Genomic DNA, 17,258 nt, shown 5'->3' with positions numbered 1-17,258 from the left:
GGCAGGCGTGCTTATTTCAGGTCGTCTGCCAGCACGCGCAGGATACGTTCGGCGTTGGCAGACGATTCGGGCGCACCGGCCTCATTCAGCACGGAAACCGTGGTGGCTTCCCCCTGGCTGCGCACCACCACACGGTACTTCAGCGGGGGAGTGGCGGCAGATCCGCCCAGCAGCTTGCTGAAGAAGCCTGGCTCCTTCTTGTCGGTTCCGGGCGCCACGTAACGCACAAAATACAGGCCGTCATTGCGGTTGCGGTCTTCGACGGTGAAGCCCGTGCGGTCAAGGGCCAGGCCCACACGGCGCCACGCGCGATCAAAACCTTCGTCCATCTGCACGACCGGGACGTTGTTGACCGAGGTCATGCGCACGCTCGCGGCCTTCAAGGCCGGCGCTGCCACCACGGCCTGGGATTGCTCTTGGGGCACACCGAGCTTGACCATCAGACGGCGCAGGAATTCGGTTTCGAGTTCGGGGTCGGCGGCGCGGGGCTGCCAGACGGTGCTGTCCTTGGACGTGCTGGTGTAAACCTCCACCATGCCGCGGTGGGTGACGTAAATCTCGGTGCCGCCGGCGGCATTGCGCTCCAGGCGCGTGCGGAACTTGTCGCGCTCGCCCGTGGAATACAGCGAATCAAAAACCTTGCCGAGGGTGGCGCGAATCACGTCCTGCGGCAGCTTGGCGCGATTTTCCGCCCAGTCGGTCTCCAGAATGCCCAGGTCAGCCTGGTCGACAACCAGGTTGAAACCGTTCTCCAGCCAGTACTCCCGCACCGGGTCCCACAACTGGTCGGCCGGTCGGTCGATCACCAGCCAGCGCTGGGCGCCGTTGCGTTCGATGCGGACATCGCCGATTTTCGTGGCTGCTGCTCCGGAGGTGGCAGACGATTTGGTGTTCTGGCCAGCCTGGTAGGCTGCGGCAGATACCGCGCTGCCGGGTACCGCATAGCGGTTTTCTCGGGACAGTTGCGTCAGGTCGGGGGGCACCTCCAGTGTGGCCCCCTGGGTGGCGCTTTTGTAGTCGATCTTGTCGTTTTCCAGAACGGAGCAGGCGGAAAGCGCCATGGCAAGGCCCAGCAGGCCCAATCGTGCAGTGTGATTCACGCGGAAATCCTCAGAGTGTCTCGGGTGTCAGGGCGGTCGGGTTAAAGCAGGCCGCTGGCGCGCAGGGCTGCTTCCACGGTGGCTTCGTGGCCCTGGCTCAGGGGTGTCATGGGCAGGCGCATGGTGCCTGCGCACAGACCCATACGGGCCATGGCCCACTTGACGGGAATCGGGTTGGCTTCAATGAACAGGTTTTTGTGCACCGGCATCAGCTGGAACTGGATGTCCATGGCGCGCCGCACATTTCCGGCAAGCGCCGCAACACACAGTTCGTGCATCAGGCGGGGTGCCACGTTGGCGGTCACGCTGATGTTGCCGTGACCACCGCAGAGCATCAGGGCCACGGCGGTGGGGTCATCGCCCGAATACACGGCGAAGTCCTTGGGCAAATCGCGGATCAGCCACTGGGCGCGCTCGATGTTGCCGGTGGCCTCTTTGATACCGATGATGCCGGGCACCTGCGCCAGGCGCAGCACGGTGTCGTGCAGCATGTCTGCCACCGAGCGGCCAGGCACGTTGTAGAGCACCATGGGCAGGTCGCCCGTGGCCTCGGCAATTGCCTTGAAGTGCTGGTACTGGCCCTCTTGCGTGGGCTTGTTGTAGTAGGGCACGACCTGCAGCTGGCTGTCGGCCCCTACGCCGCGGGCAAACTTGGCCAGCTCGATCGCCTCTGCCGTGGAGTTGGCGCCACAGCCGGCCATGATGGGCACGCGCTTGGCGGCCTGCTCCACGGACACGCGGATGATCTCGCAATGCTCTTCGACGTTGACCGTGGGCGATTCGCCCGTTGTGCCCACCACGCCGATGCAGTCGGTGCCTTCGGCAATGTGCCAGTCGATCAGTTTGCGCAGGGCGGGGTAGTCCACGCTACCGTCCTCGTGCATGGGGGTGACGAGGGCGACGATGCTGCCGGTAAGGGGGACGGAAGAAGAGGTCATGTCCGCAAGTGAAAACGGTAAAAGGGCATTCTAACTAGACCGGAAGGTCCAGACGGTATCGAACGGGCTGGCGTGGGTGCGCGGTTTCGCGCACGGCCGCAATGCGCTGCACGAAACGTGCGGGCGCGTCCACAAAGCCGTCTTCGTACGCAACGGTGCGAAGGGTCGCACAGGCGGCAAGCAACTCGCCGGGTTGCAGCAAAAAATCGGCCCGCGCAGGGCGTCCAACGGTTTCATTGCCGCTTGCAAAGGTTTCATAAATCAGCACACCGCCAGGGGCCACGCTGTCCACCAGAAGGGGCAGCAGCGGGCGCCAGAGGTAGTTGGTGACGATCACCGCGCCAAACTGTCGGCCAGCGAAAGGCCAGGGGCCGTCTTCAATGTCGGCACAGTGAATTTCACCCCAGGCCGCGCACGCCGCCACGGCATCGGCCGAGCGGTCTACGCCCACGGTGGGGTGGCCGTGCTGGTGCATCCAGCGCAGGTGCCTGCCCGCGCCACAGGCCACGTCCAGCGCGGTGCTGCCTGGCGGCGCCAGGGTTGACCAGCGGCGAACCCAGTCGGATGGTGCTTCAGTACCGTGCATTGAGGAGAATAATCGCTATAAAAATAGTAGCTGCTAGCGCTTGCTGTATAAGCTCTAGAGGCTAAAAAGGCTTAAAAATATCAAAAACATGCCCACATCTGGTCTGCCAGCATGACCATGAACCCCGGCACGGTGTACATCGCAAACACCGCCAGCAAGATCAGCAAGGCGGCCACCCAGCCCAGCAGCCGGGCAAAGCGGGATGTGAGGCGCGGTGTGGGGATGTGCATGGGGCCGTCAAGGGTGTTGGGTTACTGGTCGTTTTTCAGGCGGGCTGTGGCGTGCCGCGCTGGATGGGGGCTTCCTTGACGGGCAGATTCACCAGCCCCGCAAAAATACCGAGCCCGATCGCGCTGTACCACACCACATCGTAGCTGCCCGTGCGGTCATACAGATAGCCGCCCAGCCACACCCCCATGAAGCTGCCCACCTGGTGGCTGAAGAAGACAAAACCGCCCAGCATCGACAGGTGCTGCACGCCAAAGATCTGCGCAATCATGGCGTTGGTGGGGGGCACGGTGGACAGCCACAGCGCCCCCATGACGGCAGAAAACACGTACACCGACAGCGGCGAAAGCGGTACCAGCAGAAAAATCGAAATCACCACGGCCCGCGCAAAGTAGATGAAGGCAAGGATGTTGCGCTTGGGCATGCGCTGACCCAGCGTGCCCGCAATGTAGGTGCCAAACACGTTGAACAGCCCGATCAGTGCCAGCGCATAGCTGGCCACCTGGGGCGAGAGCCCGTGGTCGCGCAGGTAGCTGGGCATGTGCACGCCAATGAACACCACCTGGAACCCGCACACAAAATACCCCGCCGTCAGCAGCAGAAAGCTGGGGTAGCGAAACGCCTCACCCAATGCCTGCACAATGGTCTGGTCGCGCCGGGCGGGGGTGGATGCGTGGAACCCGGGCTCGCGCAGTCCGAAGGCCAGCGGAACAATCAGCAGCACCATCAGCGACAGCGCCAGCAGCGCCTGTTGCCAGCCCAAACTGCTGATCAGCCAGCCCTCTACCGGCACCATCAGAAACTGGCCAAACGAGCCGGCCGCCGCCGCCACACCCATAGCCCACGAGCGTCGTTCGGGCGCAATCTGTCGGCCCAGCACGCCGTAGATCACGGCATAGGTGGTTCCGGCCTGGGCCGCGCCAATCAGCACACCCGCCGTGAGTGCAAACAGGGTGGGCGTAGGTGACAGCGCCATGCCAGCCAGCCCCAGGCCATAGAGCACTGCGCCGCCTATCAGCACGCGAAACGCGCCAAACCGGTCGGCCACCATGCCGACAAAAATGCCGATCACGCCCCACGAGAGGTTCTGGATGGCAATCGCCAGGGCAAACGACTGGCGTGTCCAGCCCATCTCCTGGGTGATGGGTTGCAACCACAGCCCGAAGCCGTGGCGGATGCCCATGGACAAGGTCACGATGGCGGCACCGCACGCCAGCACCTGGAACATGGACAATTTTTGGGGATTCGTGTGCATGCAAGGAATGTAGCCAATCCGGCGTGCATTTGCCTGACGCCTGCACGACGCGCGGCGCGCCATCGTGCTGCAGGCTGGGTATTTATCCAGTCCCAACAGCGCTGCGGCACTACAATCCGCCCCATGTCTGCCAAACCGTCATCAGTGTCCGCCAGCGAATATTCCGAGGGTTCCATCCGTGTGCTCAAGGGCCTGGAGCCCGTCAAGCAGCGCCCGGGCATGTACACCCGCACCGACAACCCGCTGCACGTCATTCAGGAAGTGCTGGACAACGCCGCCGACGAGGCACTGGCGGGCTACGGCAAGAAAATAAAGGTCACGCTCCATGCCGACGGCTCGGTCAGTATCGAAGACGACGGGCGCGGCATTCCCTTCGGCCTGCACCCCGAGGAAAAGGCCCCGGTGATCGAACTGGTGTTCACCCGTCTGCACGCGGGCGGCAAGTTCGACAAGGGCAAGGGCGGGGCCTACAGCTTCTCGGGCGGCCTGCACGGTGTGGGCGTGAGCGTGACCAACGCGCTGGCCACCCGGCTGGAAGCCACCAGCTACCGCGAGGGGCAATCGGCCCGGTTGGTGTTCTCGGCGGGCGATGTGATCGAGCCCCTGGTGGCGCGCCCCCTGGAGGCCGGTGAGCGCAAGCAGGGCACCACGGTGCGCGTTTGGCCCGACGCCAAATACTTCGAATCGAGCGCCTTGCCGCTGGGCGACCTCACCCACCTGCTGCGCAGCAAGGCGGTGCTGATGCCGGGCGTGTCGGTCTCGCTGATCAACGAAAAAACACGCGACACCCAGACCTGGCAATACAAGGGCGGCTTGCGCGACTACCTGCAGCAAACGCTCAACGGCGACCCGGTGATACCGCTGTTTGAAGGCGAGGGCTTTGCCGACAGCAGCAACGACAGCTTTGCCGAAGGCGAGGGCGCCTCGTGGTGTGTGGCCTTCACCGAAGACGGGCAGCCCGTGCGCGAAAGCTATGTCAACCTGATCCCCACCAGCGCGGGCGGCACGCACGAAAGCGGCCTGCGCGATGGCCTGTTCAACGCCGTCAAGAGCTTCATCGAGCTGCATTCGCTTCTGCCCAAGGGCGTGAAGCTGATGCCCGAAGACGTGTTTGCGCGCGCCAGCTATGTGCTCTCAGCCAAGGTGCTCGACCCGCAGTTCCAGGGCCAGATCAAGGAACGCCTGAACTCGCGCGACGCGGTGCGGCTGGTCAGCGGCTTCGTGCGCCCGGCGCTCGAGCTCTGGCTCAACCAGCATGTGGACTACGGCAAGAAGCTGGCCGAACTGGCCATCAGGGCCGCACAGACGCGCCAGAAGGCCGGCCAGAAGGTCGAAAAGCGCAAGGGCTCGGGCGTGGCTGTGCTGCCCGGCAAGCTCACCGATTGCGAAAGCCGCGACATCGCCTACAACGAAGTGTTCCTTGTCGAGGGCGATTCGGCCGGTGGCAGCGCCAAGATGGGCCGTGACAAGGAGAACCAGGCAGTGCTGCCCCTGCGCGGCAAGGTGCTCAACACCTGGGAGGTAGACCGCGACCGGCTGTTTGCCAACAACGAAATCCACGACATTTCGGTGGCCATGGGGGTGGACCCGCACGGCCCCAACGACTCACCCGACCTGTCGGGCCTGCGCTATGGCAAGGTCTGCATCCTGAGTGATGCGGACGTGGACGGCTCCCACATCCAGGTGCTGCTGCTCACGCTGTTTTTTCGCCACTTCCCCAAGCTCATCGAGACCGGCCACATCTATGTGGCGCGCCCGCCGCTGTTCCGGGTGGACGTGCCCGCGCGCGGCAAGAAGCCTGCGGCCAAGATGTATGCGCTGGATGAGGGCGAGCTCACCGCCATCCTCGACAAGTGCGCGAAAGACGGCGTGCCGCGCGAAAAATGCCAGATCAGCCGCTTCAAGGGCCTGGGCGAGATGAACGCCGAGCAGCTGTGGGAGACCACGCTCAACCCCGACACCCGGCGCCTGTTGCCCGTGCAGTTGGGCGGCACCGACTTTGCCGCCACCGAGGTGCTCATCACCAAGCTCATGGGCAAGGGCGAGGCGGCATCCCGGCGCGAGTTGATGGAGCTGCATGGCGACGCGGTGGAAGTGGACATCTGACCTCAGATGCCTGACCGCCCCTTGCCGGTGTTTCACATGCTCACCATTCATCGCCTTTTAGGCCTCTTGCGCTTTCTGGCTGTGCCTTTGCTGCTATTGATAGCGCAGCAGTCAGCGCATGCCGACCTGTGGGCCTTTGTGGACCCGCGTGGTGTGACCCACTTTGCCGCAGAGCAGGTGGATGCGCGCTACGAGCTGTTTTTCCGCGGAACGCAATTCGACTCCTCGCGCGATGCGCCTGCAAGCGATCAGCGCCCTGGGCAGGCGCAACCTCCCGCGGCGCGCTTGCTGGCATTTTTTGACATTTCGCCCGATTACAAGCGCGTCAAGCACCATTTGCGGGCCTCGGCCAGCCGCCAGGGGGTGGACTACGAGTTGCTGCAGGCCCTGATTGCCGCCGAATCGGGATTTGACGCTGGTGCCGTGTCACCCAAAGGAGCTATCGGCCTGATGCAGGTCATGCCTGCGACGGCAGGGCGGTTTGGCGTGGCGGCGGACACCCGCCGGACGGTGGCGCAGAAGCTGTTGGACCCGGCCTTGAATGTGTCTGCCGGCACCCGCTACCTGCGCTATCTGCTCGATCTGTTTCCCGGCCGTCTGGACCTGGCCCTGGCTGCCTACAACGCAGGCGAGGGCGCGGTGCAAAGGGCGGGTAACCGGATCCCGGCCTACAAGGAAACCCAGAACTATGTGCGCACCGTGCTCGGCCTGTATGCCCAGCTCAAGCCGCCAGCGCCTGTGCTGGCGCAGCGTGCGGGCCCCGGCCGTGTGCGCATGGAGCTATCGGGCGGCGCCTTGAACCGGGGCAATCTGCCCGCCACGCGTGTGGCCCCGCCACAGAACGTGACTGAACCGAACCCGAACGAATGAGCGACCAACCCACTCTCGATTTCACTACCGCCGGCGACGGGGGCGACTCCCTGGATCTGGCCGGTTATGCCCAGCGCGCCTATCTTGAATATGCTTTGTCGGTCGTCAAGGGCCGTGCATTGCCCGACGTGTGCGATGGCCTCAAGCCCGTGCAGCGGCGCATTTTGTATTCGATGGACCGCATGAGCCTGGGCTACAGCGGCCCCACGCGCAGCACGGCGGCCAAGCCCGTCAAGAGTGCCCGCGTGGTGGGCGATGTGCTGGGCCGTTTTCACCCGCACGGCGACCAGTCGGCCTACGACGCGCTGGTGCGCATGGCGCAGGACTTTGCCCAGCGGTACCCGCTGATTGACGGCCAGGGCAACTTCGGCAGCCGTGACGGCGATGGCGCTGCGGCCATGCGCTATACCGAGGCGCGCCTGTCGCGCATCACCAGCCTGCTGCTCGACGAGATCGATGAAGGCACGGTCGATTTCATGCCCAACTACGACGGCAGCACGGAGGAACCCCGCCAGCTGCCCGCACGCCTGCCGTTTGCGCTGCTCAACGGCGCCAGCGGCATTGCCGTAGGCCTGGCCACCGAGATACCCAGCCACAACCTGCGCGAGATTGCCGACGCCTGCATTGCGCTCATCAAGACGCCCTCGCTCAGCGCCGAAGACCTGCTGGCGTTGGTGCCCGGCCCGGACTACCCCGGTGGCGGCCAGATCATCAGCAGCGCGGGCGATATTGCCGACGCGTACCGCACGGGCCGTGGCAGCCTGAAGGTGCGTGCGCGCTGGAAGATCGAAGAACTGGCCCGTGGCCAGTGGCAGCTTGTGGTCAACGAGCTCCCGCCCGGCGTGAGCACGCAGCGCGTGCTCGAAGAAATCGAAGAAATCACCAACCCCAAGGTCAAGGCCGGCAAAAAGGCGCTGAGCCAGGACCAGACACAGCTCAAGGCCAGCATCCTGGCCGTGCTGGACGTGGTGCGCGACGAGTCCAGCAAGGACGCGCCTGTGCGCCTGGTGTTCGAGCCCAAGACCGGCAAGACCCCACAGCAAGAGCTGATCACGGCGCTTTTGGCCCACACCAGCCTCGAAACCTCGGCACCCATCAACCTCACCATGGTGGGGCTGGATGGCAAGCCCGTGCAGAAGTCCATGCGGCTGATGCTGGAAGAGTGGATCGCCTTCCGCCAGGGCACCATCACCCGCCGCACGCAGCACCGGCTGACCAAGGTGCTGGACCGCATTCACATCCTCGAAGGGCGGCAGACCGTGCTGCTCAACATCGACGAGGTGATTGCCATCATCCGACAGGCGGACGATCCCAAGGCCGCACTGATTGCGCGCTTTGCCCTGAGCGACCGCCAGGCCGAAGACATCCTCGAAATCCGCCTGCGCCAGCTGGCGCGGCTGGAAGCCATCAAGATCGAGCAGGAGCTGAAAGAGCTGCGCGAAAGCCAGGGCAAGCTCGAAGACATCCTGAACAACCCCGGCTCGCTGCGCCGCACCATGGTCAAGGAGATCGAAGCCGATGCCAAGACCTTTGCCGACCCACGCCGCACCCTGATCCAGGCCGAGAAAAAAGCCGTGGCCGAGGTCAAGGTGGTGGACGAGCCCGTCACGGTGGTCGTTTCACAAAAAGGCTGGGTGCGTGCGCGCAATGGCCATGGCCACGAGGCGGCCAGTTTTGCCTTCAAGGCGGGCGACGGGCTGTATGCCACGTTTGAATGCCGCACCGTGGACCAGCTCATCGCGTTTGGCAGCAATGGCCGCGTGTATTCGGTGCCGGTGGCCCTGTTGCCCGGTGGGCGTGGCGACGGACAGCCTGTCACCACCCTGATCGAGCTGGAATCGGGCACGCAGCTGCTGCACTACTTTGCCGGCCCGGCAAGCGCCGTGTTGCTGCTGTCAAACTCAGGTGGCTATGGATTCTTGGCCAGCGTGGAAAACCTGGTCTCGCGCCAGAGGGGGGGTAAATCCTTCCTGACACTGGGTGATGGCGAAACGGTTTGCCCGCCTTCGCACGCGGCGGGCAGCACCGGCGGTCAGCCGCTACCTGCCGCCACGCATGTGGCCTGTGCCTCGGCGGGGGGGCGCATCCTGACGTTCGAGATCAGCGAACTCAAGACCATGGCCAACGGTGGCCGTGGCCTGATGCTGATCGACCTGGAGCCCAAAGATCAGCTGGCGGGTGCCGTTGCCTACACGCGCAGCATCCGCATCGAGGGCGTAGGCCGGGGCGGCAAGCTGCGGGAAGAAACGCTCGAAATCCGCTCGCTCAACAACGCCCGCGCAGCCCGTGGACGCAGGGGCAAGGCGGCAGATCTGGGGTTCAAACCGGCATCCGTGACGCGCGTCGAATAGCCGCCGTGTCGGCAGGCGCATTTGTCGCCTGTCGGAAATCCTGGTGAGGTGCGACGCCCGGGGGAATGCCCTGGATTTGTAGGTAAATGAAAAATCACGCACTATCAGTTACGAATTATCGGACTGCAGGAGACAAATCACGCTGAATCAACTTCGCATTGCCCACAAGCTGTGGCTGGCGGTCGTCCTTATCGTGGTCATGCTGATCGCTGTAATGGGTTTTTCGGGGTACCGGTCGGCCAAGGTGCAGGCGCAGGCCGACGCGGTGACCAAAGAGATGGAGGCCCGGGTCTCTTCCGCCATCCGCTGGGCTGGCCTGACCGAGACCAATGCGGCGCGCACGCAGGCGCTCATCGTCAGCAGCGATCCGGCGGTAGAGCTGGAGTTCAAGGACGTCATCGCAGCCACTTCGGCGCAAATCAGCGAAGTGCAGAAATCCATGGAAGGCATGGCCTTGTCCGAGCAGGACAGGGCGCAGATGGCCAAAATTGCCGCTGCGCGCAAAACCATGACCGAGCTGCGGGCGCAAGCCAGGCAGCTCAAGGCCGATGGCCAGGCAGAGCAGGCCGTGGCCCTGGTCAAGCAGTCCTACAACCCTGCGGTGTCTGCTTATCTGCAGACGTTGGGCGACTTTCTGCAGATGCAGCAGCAGACTGCGCAGACGACCCTGGCGGAGATGACGGCTTCACGCATGTTGACCGTGAAAATGGCGGCGGTGGCGGTGGGCGCCTTGCTGCTGGCGATCATTGGCGGGGCCTATTTCCTCATTCGCAGCATTGAGCAGCCCCTGGCCCAGGCCAACGACCTCGCTGCCCGCATTGCAGCGGGCGACCTGAGCATGCAGGCCACCGTCACGCGTGGCGACGAGTTTGGTGATCTGCTGCGATCGCAATACGCGATGAGCGATGCCCTGGGCCGCGTGGTGCACCAGGTGCGCCAGAGCACCGACAGCATTGCCATCGCCAGTGCCGAAATTGCCACCGGCAACCACGATCTTTCCGCGCGCACCGAGCAGACATCGAGCAACCTGCAGCAAACCGCAGCCGCCATGGAGCAGTTCACCAGCACCATCCAGCAAAGCGCTGGCAGTGCCCAGCAGGCCAGCAGCCTGGCGGTCAGTGCCACTGGCGTGGCACGACGCGGCGGTGAGGTGGTAACGCAGGTGGTTGCCACCATGGACGAGATCAATCAAAGCAGCAAAAAGATCTCCGACATCATTGGTGTCATTGATGGCATTGCATTTCAGACCAACATCCTGGCGCTGAACGCGGCCGTCGAGGCAGCCCGTGCTGGTGAGCAGGGACGAGGTTTTGCGGTGGTGGCCAGCGAAGTGCGCAGCCTGGCCCAGCGCAGTGCGGAGGCCGCCAAGGAGATCAAGCAATTGATCAATGCATCGGTGGAAAAGGTGGACACCGGCTCTCGGCTGGTGGCGGATGCCGGCTCCACCATGGCCGACATCGTGCAATCGGTTCAGCGCGTGACCGACATGATTGGCGAAATCACGGCCGCATCCACCGAGCAGGGTGCAGGCGTTTCCCAGGTCAACCAAGCGGTGGGCAATCTTGACCAGATGACGCAGCAAAACGCGGCACTCGTCGAGGAAAGCGCAGCCGCAGCACAAAGCCTGCGTGAACAGGCTGAGCAACTGGCGCAGATGGTGTCGGTGTTCAAGGTCAACGCAGCCGCCTATGGCGTACAGGCCCCGGTGGCCCGCGCCGTGGCAGCCCCGGCCCCCGGCATGGCTGCAGCCGCTGCCAGGGTGCAACGCCCTGCCGTGGCAAGCAAACCTGCCGCCAAGCGGCTGGCGGGTGCGGGCAGCGCGCCCAGTGCTCCGGCCCCTTCTGCCGAGGAGCCGCGCAAGCCCGCTGCACCGGCGCCCCGAGCCACTGCCGTGGCAAAGGGTGGGGACGACGATTGGGAAACTTTTTGAGTCGCTGACCCCGAAGGGCGCTGAGCGCTGAGCGCTCAGTTTTCAGTTGAGTTCAGCGATCAATTCGATCTCAACGCACGCACCCATGGGAATCTGTGCCACGCCAAAAGCGCTGCGCGCGTGCACTCCTTTTTCACCAAATACCTGGCCCAGCAACTCGCTGGCGCCGTTGGTCACCAGGTGCTGCTCGGTGAAGTCGCCGGTGGAGTTGACCAGGCTCATCACCTTGACGATGCGTTGCACCCGGTTCAGGTCGCCCCCGCAGGCGGCTTGCAGTGTGCCCATCAGGTCGATGGCCACGGCGCGGGCAGCGGCCTTGCCTTCTTCGGTGGTGATGTCGCGGCCAAACTGGGCGGCCCAAGGCTTGCCGTCCTTGCGCGCGATGTGGCCGCTCAGAAACACCAGCTTGCCGGTCTGCACATAAGGCACATAGGCAGCCGCCGGCACGGAAACCGGGGGCAGGGTGATCTGGAGTTCTTTCAGCTTGTCGTAAACGCTCATGGTTTTCCTCGGATGGGTGGCAGACATGACCGGTCGGGGCGCAAGCGCAGGCGCATTGCCCTGATGCCGGTGCAGAGGGCGCCAGTGTTACACATGCGTGTGCGAGAAGTGCCCATTTTTGCGCTGTGGGTTGCGTTTAGCATGTGCCCATGCCGCCCATTTCCTCCAGCGTATTCCGCCCTGCTGCGCCGAAACCGCACGAGGAGAGTTCCGTAGGGGGCGCATGGCGCTTGCCGGCGTGCTTGCTGGGGGCCCTGGTGGGTGCCGCGGTGCAGTTGCAGCAGCCCCAGCTTTGGCCCGGGCCTGTTTATGGCGTGCTGCTGGCCTTGGCTGGTGTGGCCTGGCTGGTCAGCAGCCTGCGCCGCGCATGGTGGGGTCATACACCCTTGGCTGCTGAGCGGCGCTGGCGCAGTGCGCGGGCCATGGGCTTTGCGGCCTGCGCGGGGGCGCTGGCCTTGTTTGCCGTGTGCGGGCTGCGTGCCGGTGCCTATGCCTCCCATGCGCTGGCCCCGGGGCTGGAAGGGCGTGACCTGCGGGTGACCGGCGTGGTCGCTGCCATGCCGCAGGTGAACGAAATGGGCGTGCGCTTGCGCCTGGAAGTTGAGGCTGCGTTTTGGCAAGGCGCTGCGGTGACATTGCCCCCGCTGGTGGATGTGTCGTGGTATGGCGATGCGGCGCTGGAGATGGCCCAGCCTGCCGATGCATTGCGGCAGCCCCCATCGCTGCGGGCGGGCGAGCGCTGGGAAATGACGGTGCGCCTGAAGGCCCCCCATGGGGCACGCAACCCCCACGGTTTCGACTACGAGCTCTGGATGTGGGAGCAGGGCGTGCAGGCCACGGGCTATGTGCGCACCGGTTCCAACGACTTGCCGCCGGTGCGGCTCGGCAGCACCTGGCGGCACCCCGTCGAGCGTGCGCGCCAAGCGGTGCGCGATGCCATCGTGTCCCGCCTTGCCGGCAGTGCTGCAGCAGGGGATGCGGGGCAGGTGCGGGTCGCTGGCGTGGTGGCCGCCCTGGTGACGGGTGACCAGCGTGCGATTGACCGCGCCGACTGGGATGTGTTTCGCGCCACCGGCGTGGCGCATCTGATGAGCATCTCGGGTCTGCATATCACCCTGTTTGCCTGGCTGGCGGCGCTGGTGGTGCGGCGGCTGTGGTGCCGTTCGCCGCGTTTGTGCCTGGCCGTCCCGGCCCCCTCTGCGGCCCTGGTGGCAGGTGTTTTGCTGGCGGGTGCCTATGCGCTCTTCAGTGGCTGGGGCGTGCCCGCGCAGCGCACCGTGCTGATGCTGGCGACCATTGCCGCGCTGCAACTGAGTGGGCGCCGCTGGCCTTGGCCACAGGTATGGCTGCTGGCCTGCGCCGTGGTGGTTGTGGTGGACCCGTGGGCGCTGTGGCAGGCGGGATTCTGGTTGAGTTTTGTGGCTGTGGCAGTGTTATTTGCTAGCAATAATATAGCTGCTAGCGCTTATGGAATAAGCGTTATAGCCCGTTTTTATGCACTTATACGGGAGCAGTGGGTGGTGACACTGGCGCTCACCCCACTGACCTTGCTGCTGTTTGGCCAGGTGTCTCTGGTGGGTTTTGTGGCCAATCTGTTGGCTATACCGTGGGTGACGCTGGTGGTGACTCCGCTGGCACTGGCCGGGGTGCTGTGGGCACCGTTGTGGAGCCTGGCTGCTATGGCCCTGCAACCCCTTGCCGCGTTCTTGCAGTGGCTTGCGGCCTGGCCCCAGGCCGTGGCGTTTGTTCCGATGGCGCCGTTGTGGGCGGGTGTGGCGGCGGTGGTGGGGGGTGCCCTGCTGGCCATGCGTGTGCCGTGGGCGGTGCGCGCGCTGGCGCTGCCCTTGCTGCTGCCCGCGCTGTGGTGGCAGCCAGTGCGGCCTGCGCCGGGGCAATTTGAACTGCTTGCTGCCGACATTGGCCAGGGCAATGCCGTGCTGGTGCGCACCGCCACGCATGCACTGTTGTACGACGCCGGCCCGCGCTTCAGCCGCGAAAGCGACGCGGGCCACCGCGTGTTGGTGCCCCTGCTGCGCGCGTTGGGGGAGCGGCTGGATCTGCTCATGCTGAGCCACCGGGATTCTGACCACACCGGCGGCGCGGCCGCCGTGCTGGCGCAACAACCCCAGGCGGCCTTGACCGGCTCGATCGAAGCCGAGCATGAATTGCAGGCCCTGCGCCCGGCCACGCCCTGTGTGGCGGGGCAGCGTTGGGATTGGGATGGCGTCGCCTTCGAGGTGCTGTACCCGGCGGCGGGCCAGGGCACGCCCGTTGCGGCTGGCAAGGCCAGCGCGCCCGCCGTGCGCACCAATGCCGCCAGCTGCGTGCTGCGCATCGCCACCCTGGGGCCTGCACCCGCAGTGGCCTTGCTGGTGGGCGACATCGAGCAGGCCCAGGAGCAGGCCCTGGTGGCCCGTGCCGCACCGCTGGCCGCCGATGTGCTGCTGGTGCCACACCACGGCAGCAAGACCTCATCGAGCGCGCCGTTTCTGGATGCGGTGCAGCCGCGTACCGCTTTGGTGCAGGCCGGTTACCGCAACCGCTTTGGGCACCCGGCGCCCGAGGTGCTGGGGCGTTACCAAGAGCGAGACATCCAGGTGGTGGAGTCCGCACGCTGTGGCGCCGCCACCTGGCGCTCGGTGCAGCCCCGTCAGGTGCGGTGTGAGCGGGATGCCGGGCGGCGTTACTGGCAGCACACCATGGCGCCATAGTTCGTGCGGGCGCTGTTTTTTGTGGGGCAACACTGGCGGTGGGCGCGCAACTTGCTATCCTGATTGCAGGAGGCCCGCTGATGCAAAAATTCGACGAGATGTACGCCATGCTGCCCTTTGATGGCAGCGATGTGCGCGAGCACTACAAGCGCTATGGGCAGTGGCTCGCGCGCCAGCCCGTGGATGTGATGCAGGCCCGCCGGGCCGAGGCCGAGATGATCTTTCGGCGCGTGGGCATCACGTTTGCGGTGTATGGCGCCAAGGACGAAGGCGGCGCCGGCAGCGAGCGGCTGATCCCGTTTGATCTGATCCCCCGCATCATCCCCGGCCACGAATGGGCGCAGATGCAGCGCGGCCTGGTACAGCGGGTGACCGCGCTTAACCGCTTCATCCATGACGTCTACCACGGGCAAGACATCCTGCGTGCGGGCGTTGTTCCCACCGACTTGGTGCTGAACAACGCCCAATACCGCCCCGAGATGGCTGGCGTGCAGGTGCCCCGGGACGTCTATGCACACATCGCCGGCATCGACATCGTGCGGGCCGCCGACGCGCAGGGCAACGGCGTGTATTACGTGCTGGAAGACAACCTGCGTGTGCCTTCGGGGGTTTCCTACATGCTGGAAAACCGCAAGATGATGATGCGGCTTTTTCCTGAGCTTTTCAGCGCGCATGCGGTGGCCCCCGTGGCGCATTACCCCGACATGCTGCTGGAAACCCTGCGGGCCAGCGCCCCGGCCACCGTGGCAGAGCCGGTGGTGGTGGTGCTGACGCCCGGCATGCACAACAGCGCCTATTTTGAGCACGCCTTTCTTGCGCAGCAGATGGGCGTGGAGCTGGTGGAAGGGCAGGACCTGGTGGTCAAGGACCGGTTTGTTTACATGCGGACCACGCGAGGCTTGCAGCGGGTGGATGTGATCTATCGGCGGGTGGACGATGATTTTCTCGATCCGCAGGTGTTTCGCCGCACGTCCACGCTGGGTTGCGCGGGCCTCATGGAGGCCTATCGCGCGGGCAACGTGGGCATCTGCAACGCTGTGGGAACCGGCGTGGCCGATGACAAATCGGTGTACCCCTATGTGCCCGAGATGATCCGCTTTTACCTGGGTGAAGAGCCAATCCTGAAAAACGTGCCCACCTGGATGTGCCGCAAGCCCGACGATCTGCAGTATGTGCTGGCGCACCTGTCTGAACTGGTGGTGAAAGAGGTGCACGGCGCCGGCGGCTACGGCATGCTCATCGGCCCGGCCGCCACGCAATCAGAAATCGAAGACTTCCGCCGCGCCCTGCTGGCCAATCCGGCCGGCTACATCGCCCAGCCCACGCTCAGCCTGTCCACCTGCCCGACCTATGTGGAAAGCGGAATCGCTCCGCGCCACATCGACCTGCGCCCCTTTGTGCTGAGCGGCCGGGAGGTGCAGATGGTGGCGGGTGGCCTTACACGCGTGGCCTTGCAAGACGGCTCGCTGGTCGTCAACTCGTCGCAAGGCGGCGGCACCAAGGACACCTGGGTATTGGGACAAGAAGGGGGCAAAACATGCTGAGCCGCACTGCCGATCATCTGTTCTGGATGTCACGCTACACCGAGCGGGCAGAAAAGGCTGCTGAAGGCAGACTTTCACCACAACACAGCGTGCGCGCGCAGCGCGTTCGGGGTTCTCTGCCCGGGGAGGAAACATGCTGAGCCGCACTGCCGATCATCTGTTCTGGATGTCACGCTACACCGAGCGGGCAGAGAACACCGCACGCATGCTCAATGTGAGCTACGAGACCTCGCTGCTGCCGCAGTCTGCCGCCATGGCCCAGGAAGGCTGGCTGGGGCTGCTGTCGATCAGCGAGCTGATTCCGGCCTATACCGAAAAGCACGGTGAGGTCGCCCCTGCCAAGGTGCTCGAATTCATGGTGCGCGATGGCGACAATCCGTCGTCCATCTTGTCGTGCCTGCGGGCCGCGCGGGAGAACGCGCGGGCGGTGCGCGGTGCGCTGACCACCGAAGTGTGGGAAACGCAGAACCAGACCTGGCTGGAACTGACCCGGCAACTCCAAGGTGGCATCTTCGAGCGCGATCCGGCCCAATTTTTTGAGTGGGTCAAATACCGCTCGCACCTGTCGCGCGGTGTCACGCTGGGCACCATGCTGCAGGACGAGGCCTTTCATTTCCTGCGGCTGGGCACGTTTCTGGAACGCAGCGACAACACGGCGCGCCTGCTGGATGTGAAGTTTCACGCCGTCAACAACGACTTTTTTGGCCGTGCCAGCGAGCGCAACCAGGAGAACGACTTCTACCACTGGAGCGCCATCTTGCGCAGTGTTTCGGCGTTCGAGGTGTACCGCAAGGTCTACCGCGACGTCATCACCCCGGGGCGGGTGGCCGACCTGCTGATCCTGCGCCGCGACATGCCCCGATCGCTGCACGCCAGCCTGCGCGAGGTGGTGGACAACCTGGCTGTGGTGGCCAACGAGCAGTCCGCTGAGACACAGCGCTGCGCCGGGCGGCTGCTGGCCGATCTGCAATATGGCCGTATCGACGAAATCCTGGCCACGGGCCTGCACGCTTACCTGACGCAGTTTCTCGACCGCGTGAACGATCTGGGTGGCGGCATCAGCCGCGACTTCCTGGTGGCCGCGGGCGACTAGCCTGGGCGGGTGTGCGCCGGCAAGCCGGGCGAGGGGCGCCAGCCG

14 protein-coding genes are annotated in these 17,258 nt (G+C 64.8%); 8 read left to right on the top strand and 6 right to left on the bottom strand.

Annotation, left to right across the window (positions count from 1 at the left end; genetic code table 11):
- Positions 1 to 11: 11 nt before the first annotated feature.
- The 5 genes from bamC to B7Y64_RS04615 all read right to left on the bottom strand — a co-directional run bounded on the left by bamC (position 12) and on the right by B7Y64_RS04615 (position 4,107).
- Complete coding sequence (bamC, locus tag B7Y64_RS04635) at positions 12 to 1,100, bottom strand: outer membrane protein assembly factor BamC (protein WP_291325637.1); 1,089 nt, start codon at positions 1,098 to 1,100, stop codon at positions 12 to 14.
- Positions 1,101 to 1,141: 41 nt separating this feature from the next.
- Positions 1,142 to 2,038 carry a 4-hydroxy-tetrahydrodipicolinate synthase gene (dapA, locus tag B7Y64_RS04630; RefSeq protein ID WP_291325636.1) on the bottom strand — a complete coding sequence of 299 codons (897 nt, stop codon included), beginning with the start codon at positions 2,036 to 2,038 and terminating at the stop codon, positions 1,142 to 1,144.
- A 34-nt stretch (positions 2,039 to 2,072) separates the two neighbouring features.
- Entirely contained in the window at positions 2,073 to 2,624 is a 552-nt protein-coding gene (locus tag B7Y64_RS04625; RefSeq protein ID WP_024814536.1) for a class I SAM-dependent methyltransferase, read from the bottom strand.
- An 80-nt stretch (positions 2,625 to 2,704) separates the two neighbouring features.
- On the bottom strand, positions 2,705 to 2,854 hold the full coding sequence (locus tag B7Y64_RS04620; RefSeq protein ID WP_201740952.1) for a hypothetical protein: 150 nt from the start codon (positions 2,852 to 2,854) through the stop codon (positions 2,705 to 2,707).
- Positions 2,855 to 2,889: 35 nt separating this feature from the next.
- Positions 2,890 to 4,107 carry an MFS transporter gene (locus B7Y64_RS04615; protein WP_291328443.1) on the bottom strand — a complete coding sequence of 406 codons (1,218 nt, stop codon included), beginning with the start codon at positions 4,105 to 4,107 and terminating at the stop codon, positions 2,890 to 2,892.
- Positions 4,108 to 4,230: 123 nt separating this feature from the next.
- Between B7Y64_RS04615 and B7Y64_RS04610 the strand changes: the two genes are divergently transcribed.
- The 4 genes from B7Y64_RS04610 to B7Y64_RS04595 all read left to right on the top strand — a co-directional run bounded on the left by B7Y64_RS04610 (position 4,231) and on the right by B7Y64_RS04595 (position 11,364).
- Positions 4,231 to 6,213: a DNA topoisomerase IV subunit B gene (locus B7Y64_RS04610; RefSeq protein ID WP_291325632.1), complete on the top strand. Its 1,983-nt coding sequence runs from the start codon at positions 4,231 to 4,233 to the stop codon at positions 6,211 to 6,213.
- A gap of 36 nt (positions 6,214 to 6,249) precedes the next feature.
- Positions 6,250 to 7,083 carry a lytic transglycosylase domain-containing protein gene (locus B7Y64_RS04605; protein ID WP_291328440.1) on the top strand — a complete coding sequence of 278 codons (834 nt, stop codon included), beginning with the start codon at positions 6,250 to 6,252 and terminating at the stop codon, positions 7,081 to 7,083.
- The gene (parC, locus tag B7Y64_RS04600) at positions 7,080 to 9,434 is read left to right on the top strand and encodes a DNA topoisomerase IV subunit A (RefSeq protein ID WP_291328438.1); all 2,355 of its coding nucleotides are present in this window, start codon (positions 7,080 to 7,082) and stop codon (positions 9,432 to 9,434) included. Before B7Y64_RS04605 ends, parC begins: the two co-directional genes overlap by 4 nt.
- Positions 9,435 to 9,576: 142 nt before the next feature.
- On the top strand, positions 9,577 to 11,364 hold the full coding sequence (locus B7Y64_RS04595; RefSeq protein WP_291326159.1) for a methyl-accepting chemotaxis protein: 1,788 nt from the start codon (positions 9,577 to 9,579) through the stop codon (positions 11,362 to 11,364).
- A 42-nt stretch (positions 11,365 to 11,406) separates the two neighbouring features.
- Here B7Y64_RS04595 and B7Y64_RS04590 read toward each other — a convergent pair whose 3' ends face one another.
- Positions 11,407 to 11,865 (bottom strand): RidA family protein, encoded by a 459-nt coding sequence (locus B7Y64_RS04590; RefSeq protein ID WP_024814542.1) that lies wholly within the window; start codon positions 11,863 to 11,865, stop codon positions 11,407 to 11,409.
- 149 nt (positions 11,866 to 12,014) lie between these two features.
- Between B7Y64_RS04590 and B7Y64_RS04585 the strand changes: the two genes are divergently transcribed.
- The 4 genes from B7Y64_RS04585 to B7Y64_RS04575 all read left to right on the top strand — a co-directional run bounded on the left by B7Y64_RS04585 (position 12,015) and on the right by B7Y64_RS04575 (position 17,213).
- Positions 12,015 to 14,576, top strand: coding sequence for a DNA internalization-related competence protein ComEC/Rec2 (locus tag B7Y64_RS04585; RefSeq protein WP_291326151.1), 2,562 nt, complete (start codon positions 12,015 to 12,017; stop codon positions 14,574 to 14,576).
- An 80-nt stretch (positions 14,577 to 14,656) separates the two neighbouring features.
- Positions 14,657 to 16,120 carry a circularly permuted type 2 ATP-grasp protein gene (locus B7Y64_RS04580; RefSeq protein ID WP_291326149.1) on the top strand — a complete coding sequence of 488 codons (1,464 nt, stop codon included), beginning with the start codon at positions 14,657 to 14,659 and terminating at the stop codon, positions 16,118 to 16,120.
- Positions 16,114 to 16,260, top strand: a complete 147-nt coding sequence (locus B7Y64_RS18990; protein WP_114655263.1) for an alpha-E domain-containing protein — start codon at positions 16,114 to 16,116, stop codon at positions 16,258 to 16,260. Before B7Y64_RS04580 ends, B7Y64_RS18990 begins: the two co-directional genes overlap by 7 nt.
- On the top strand, positions 16,254 to 17,213 hold the full coding sequence (locus B7Y64_RS04575; RefSeq protein WP_024814545.1) for an alpha-E domain-containing protein: 960 nt from the start codon (positions 16,254 to 16,256) through the stop codon (positions 17,211 to 17,213). Before B7Y64_RS18990 ends, B7Y64_RS04575 begins: the two co-directional genes overlap by 7 nt.
- Positions 17,214 to 17,258 lie beyond the last annotated feature (45 nt).

Origin of the sequence: Acidovorax sp. 35-64-16 (genome assembly GCF_002281195.1) — a bacterium.
GTDB lineage: Bacteria > Pseudomonadota > Gammaproteobacteria > Burkholderiales > Burkholderiaceae_C > Acidovorax > Acidovorax defluvii.
The sequence above is the reverse complement of the archived record's forward strand: the minus strand, read 5'-3'. Positions and strand labels throughout refer to the sequence as shown.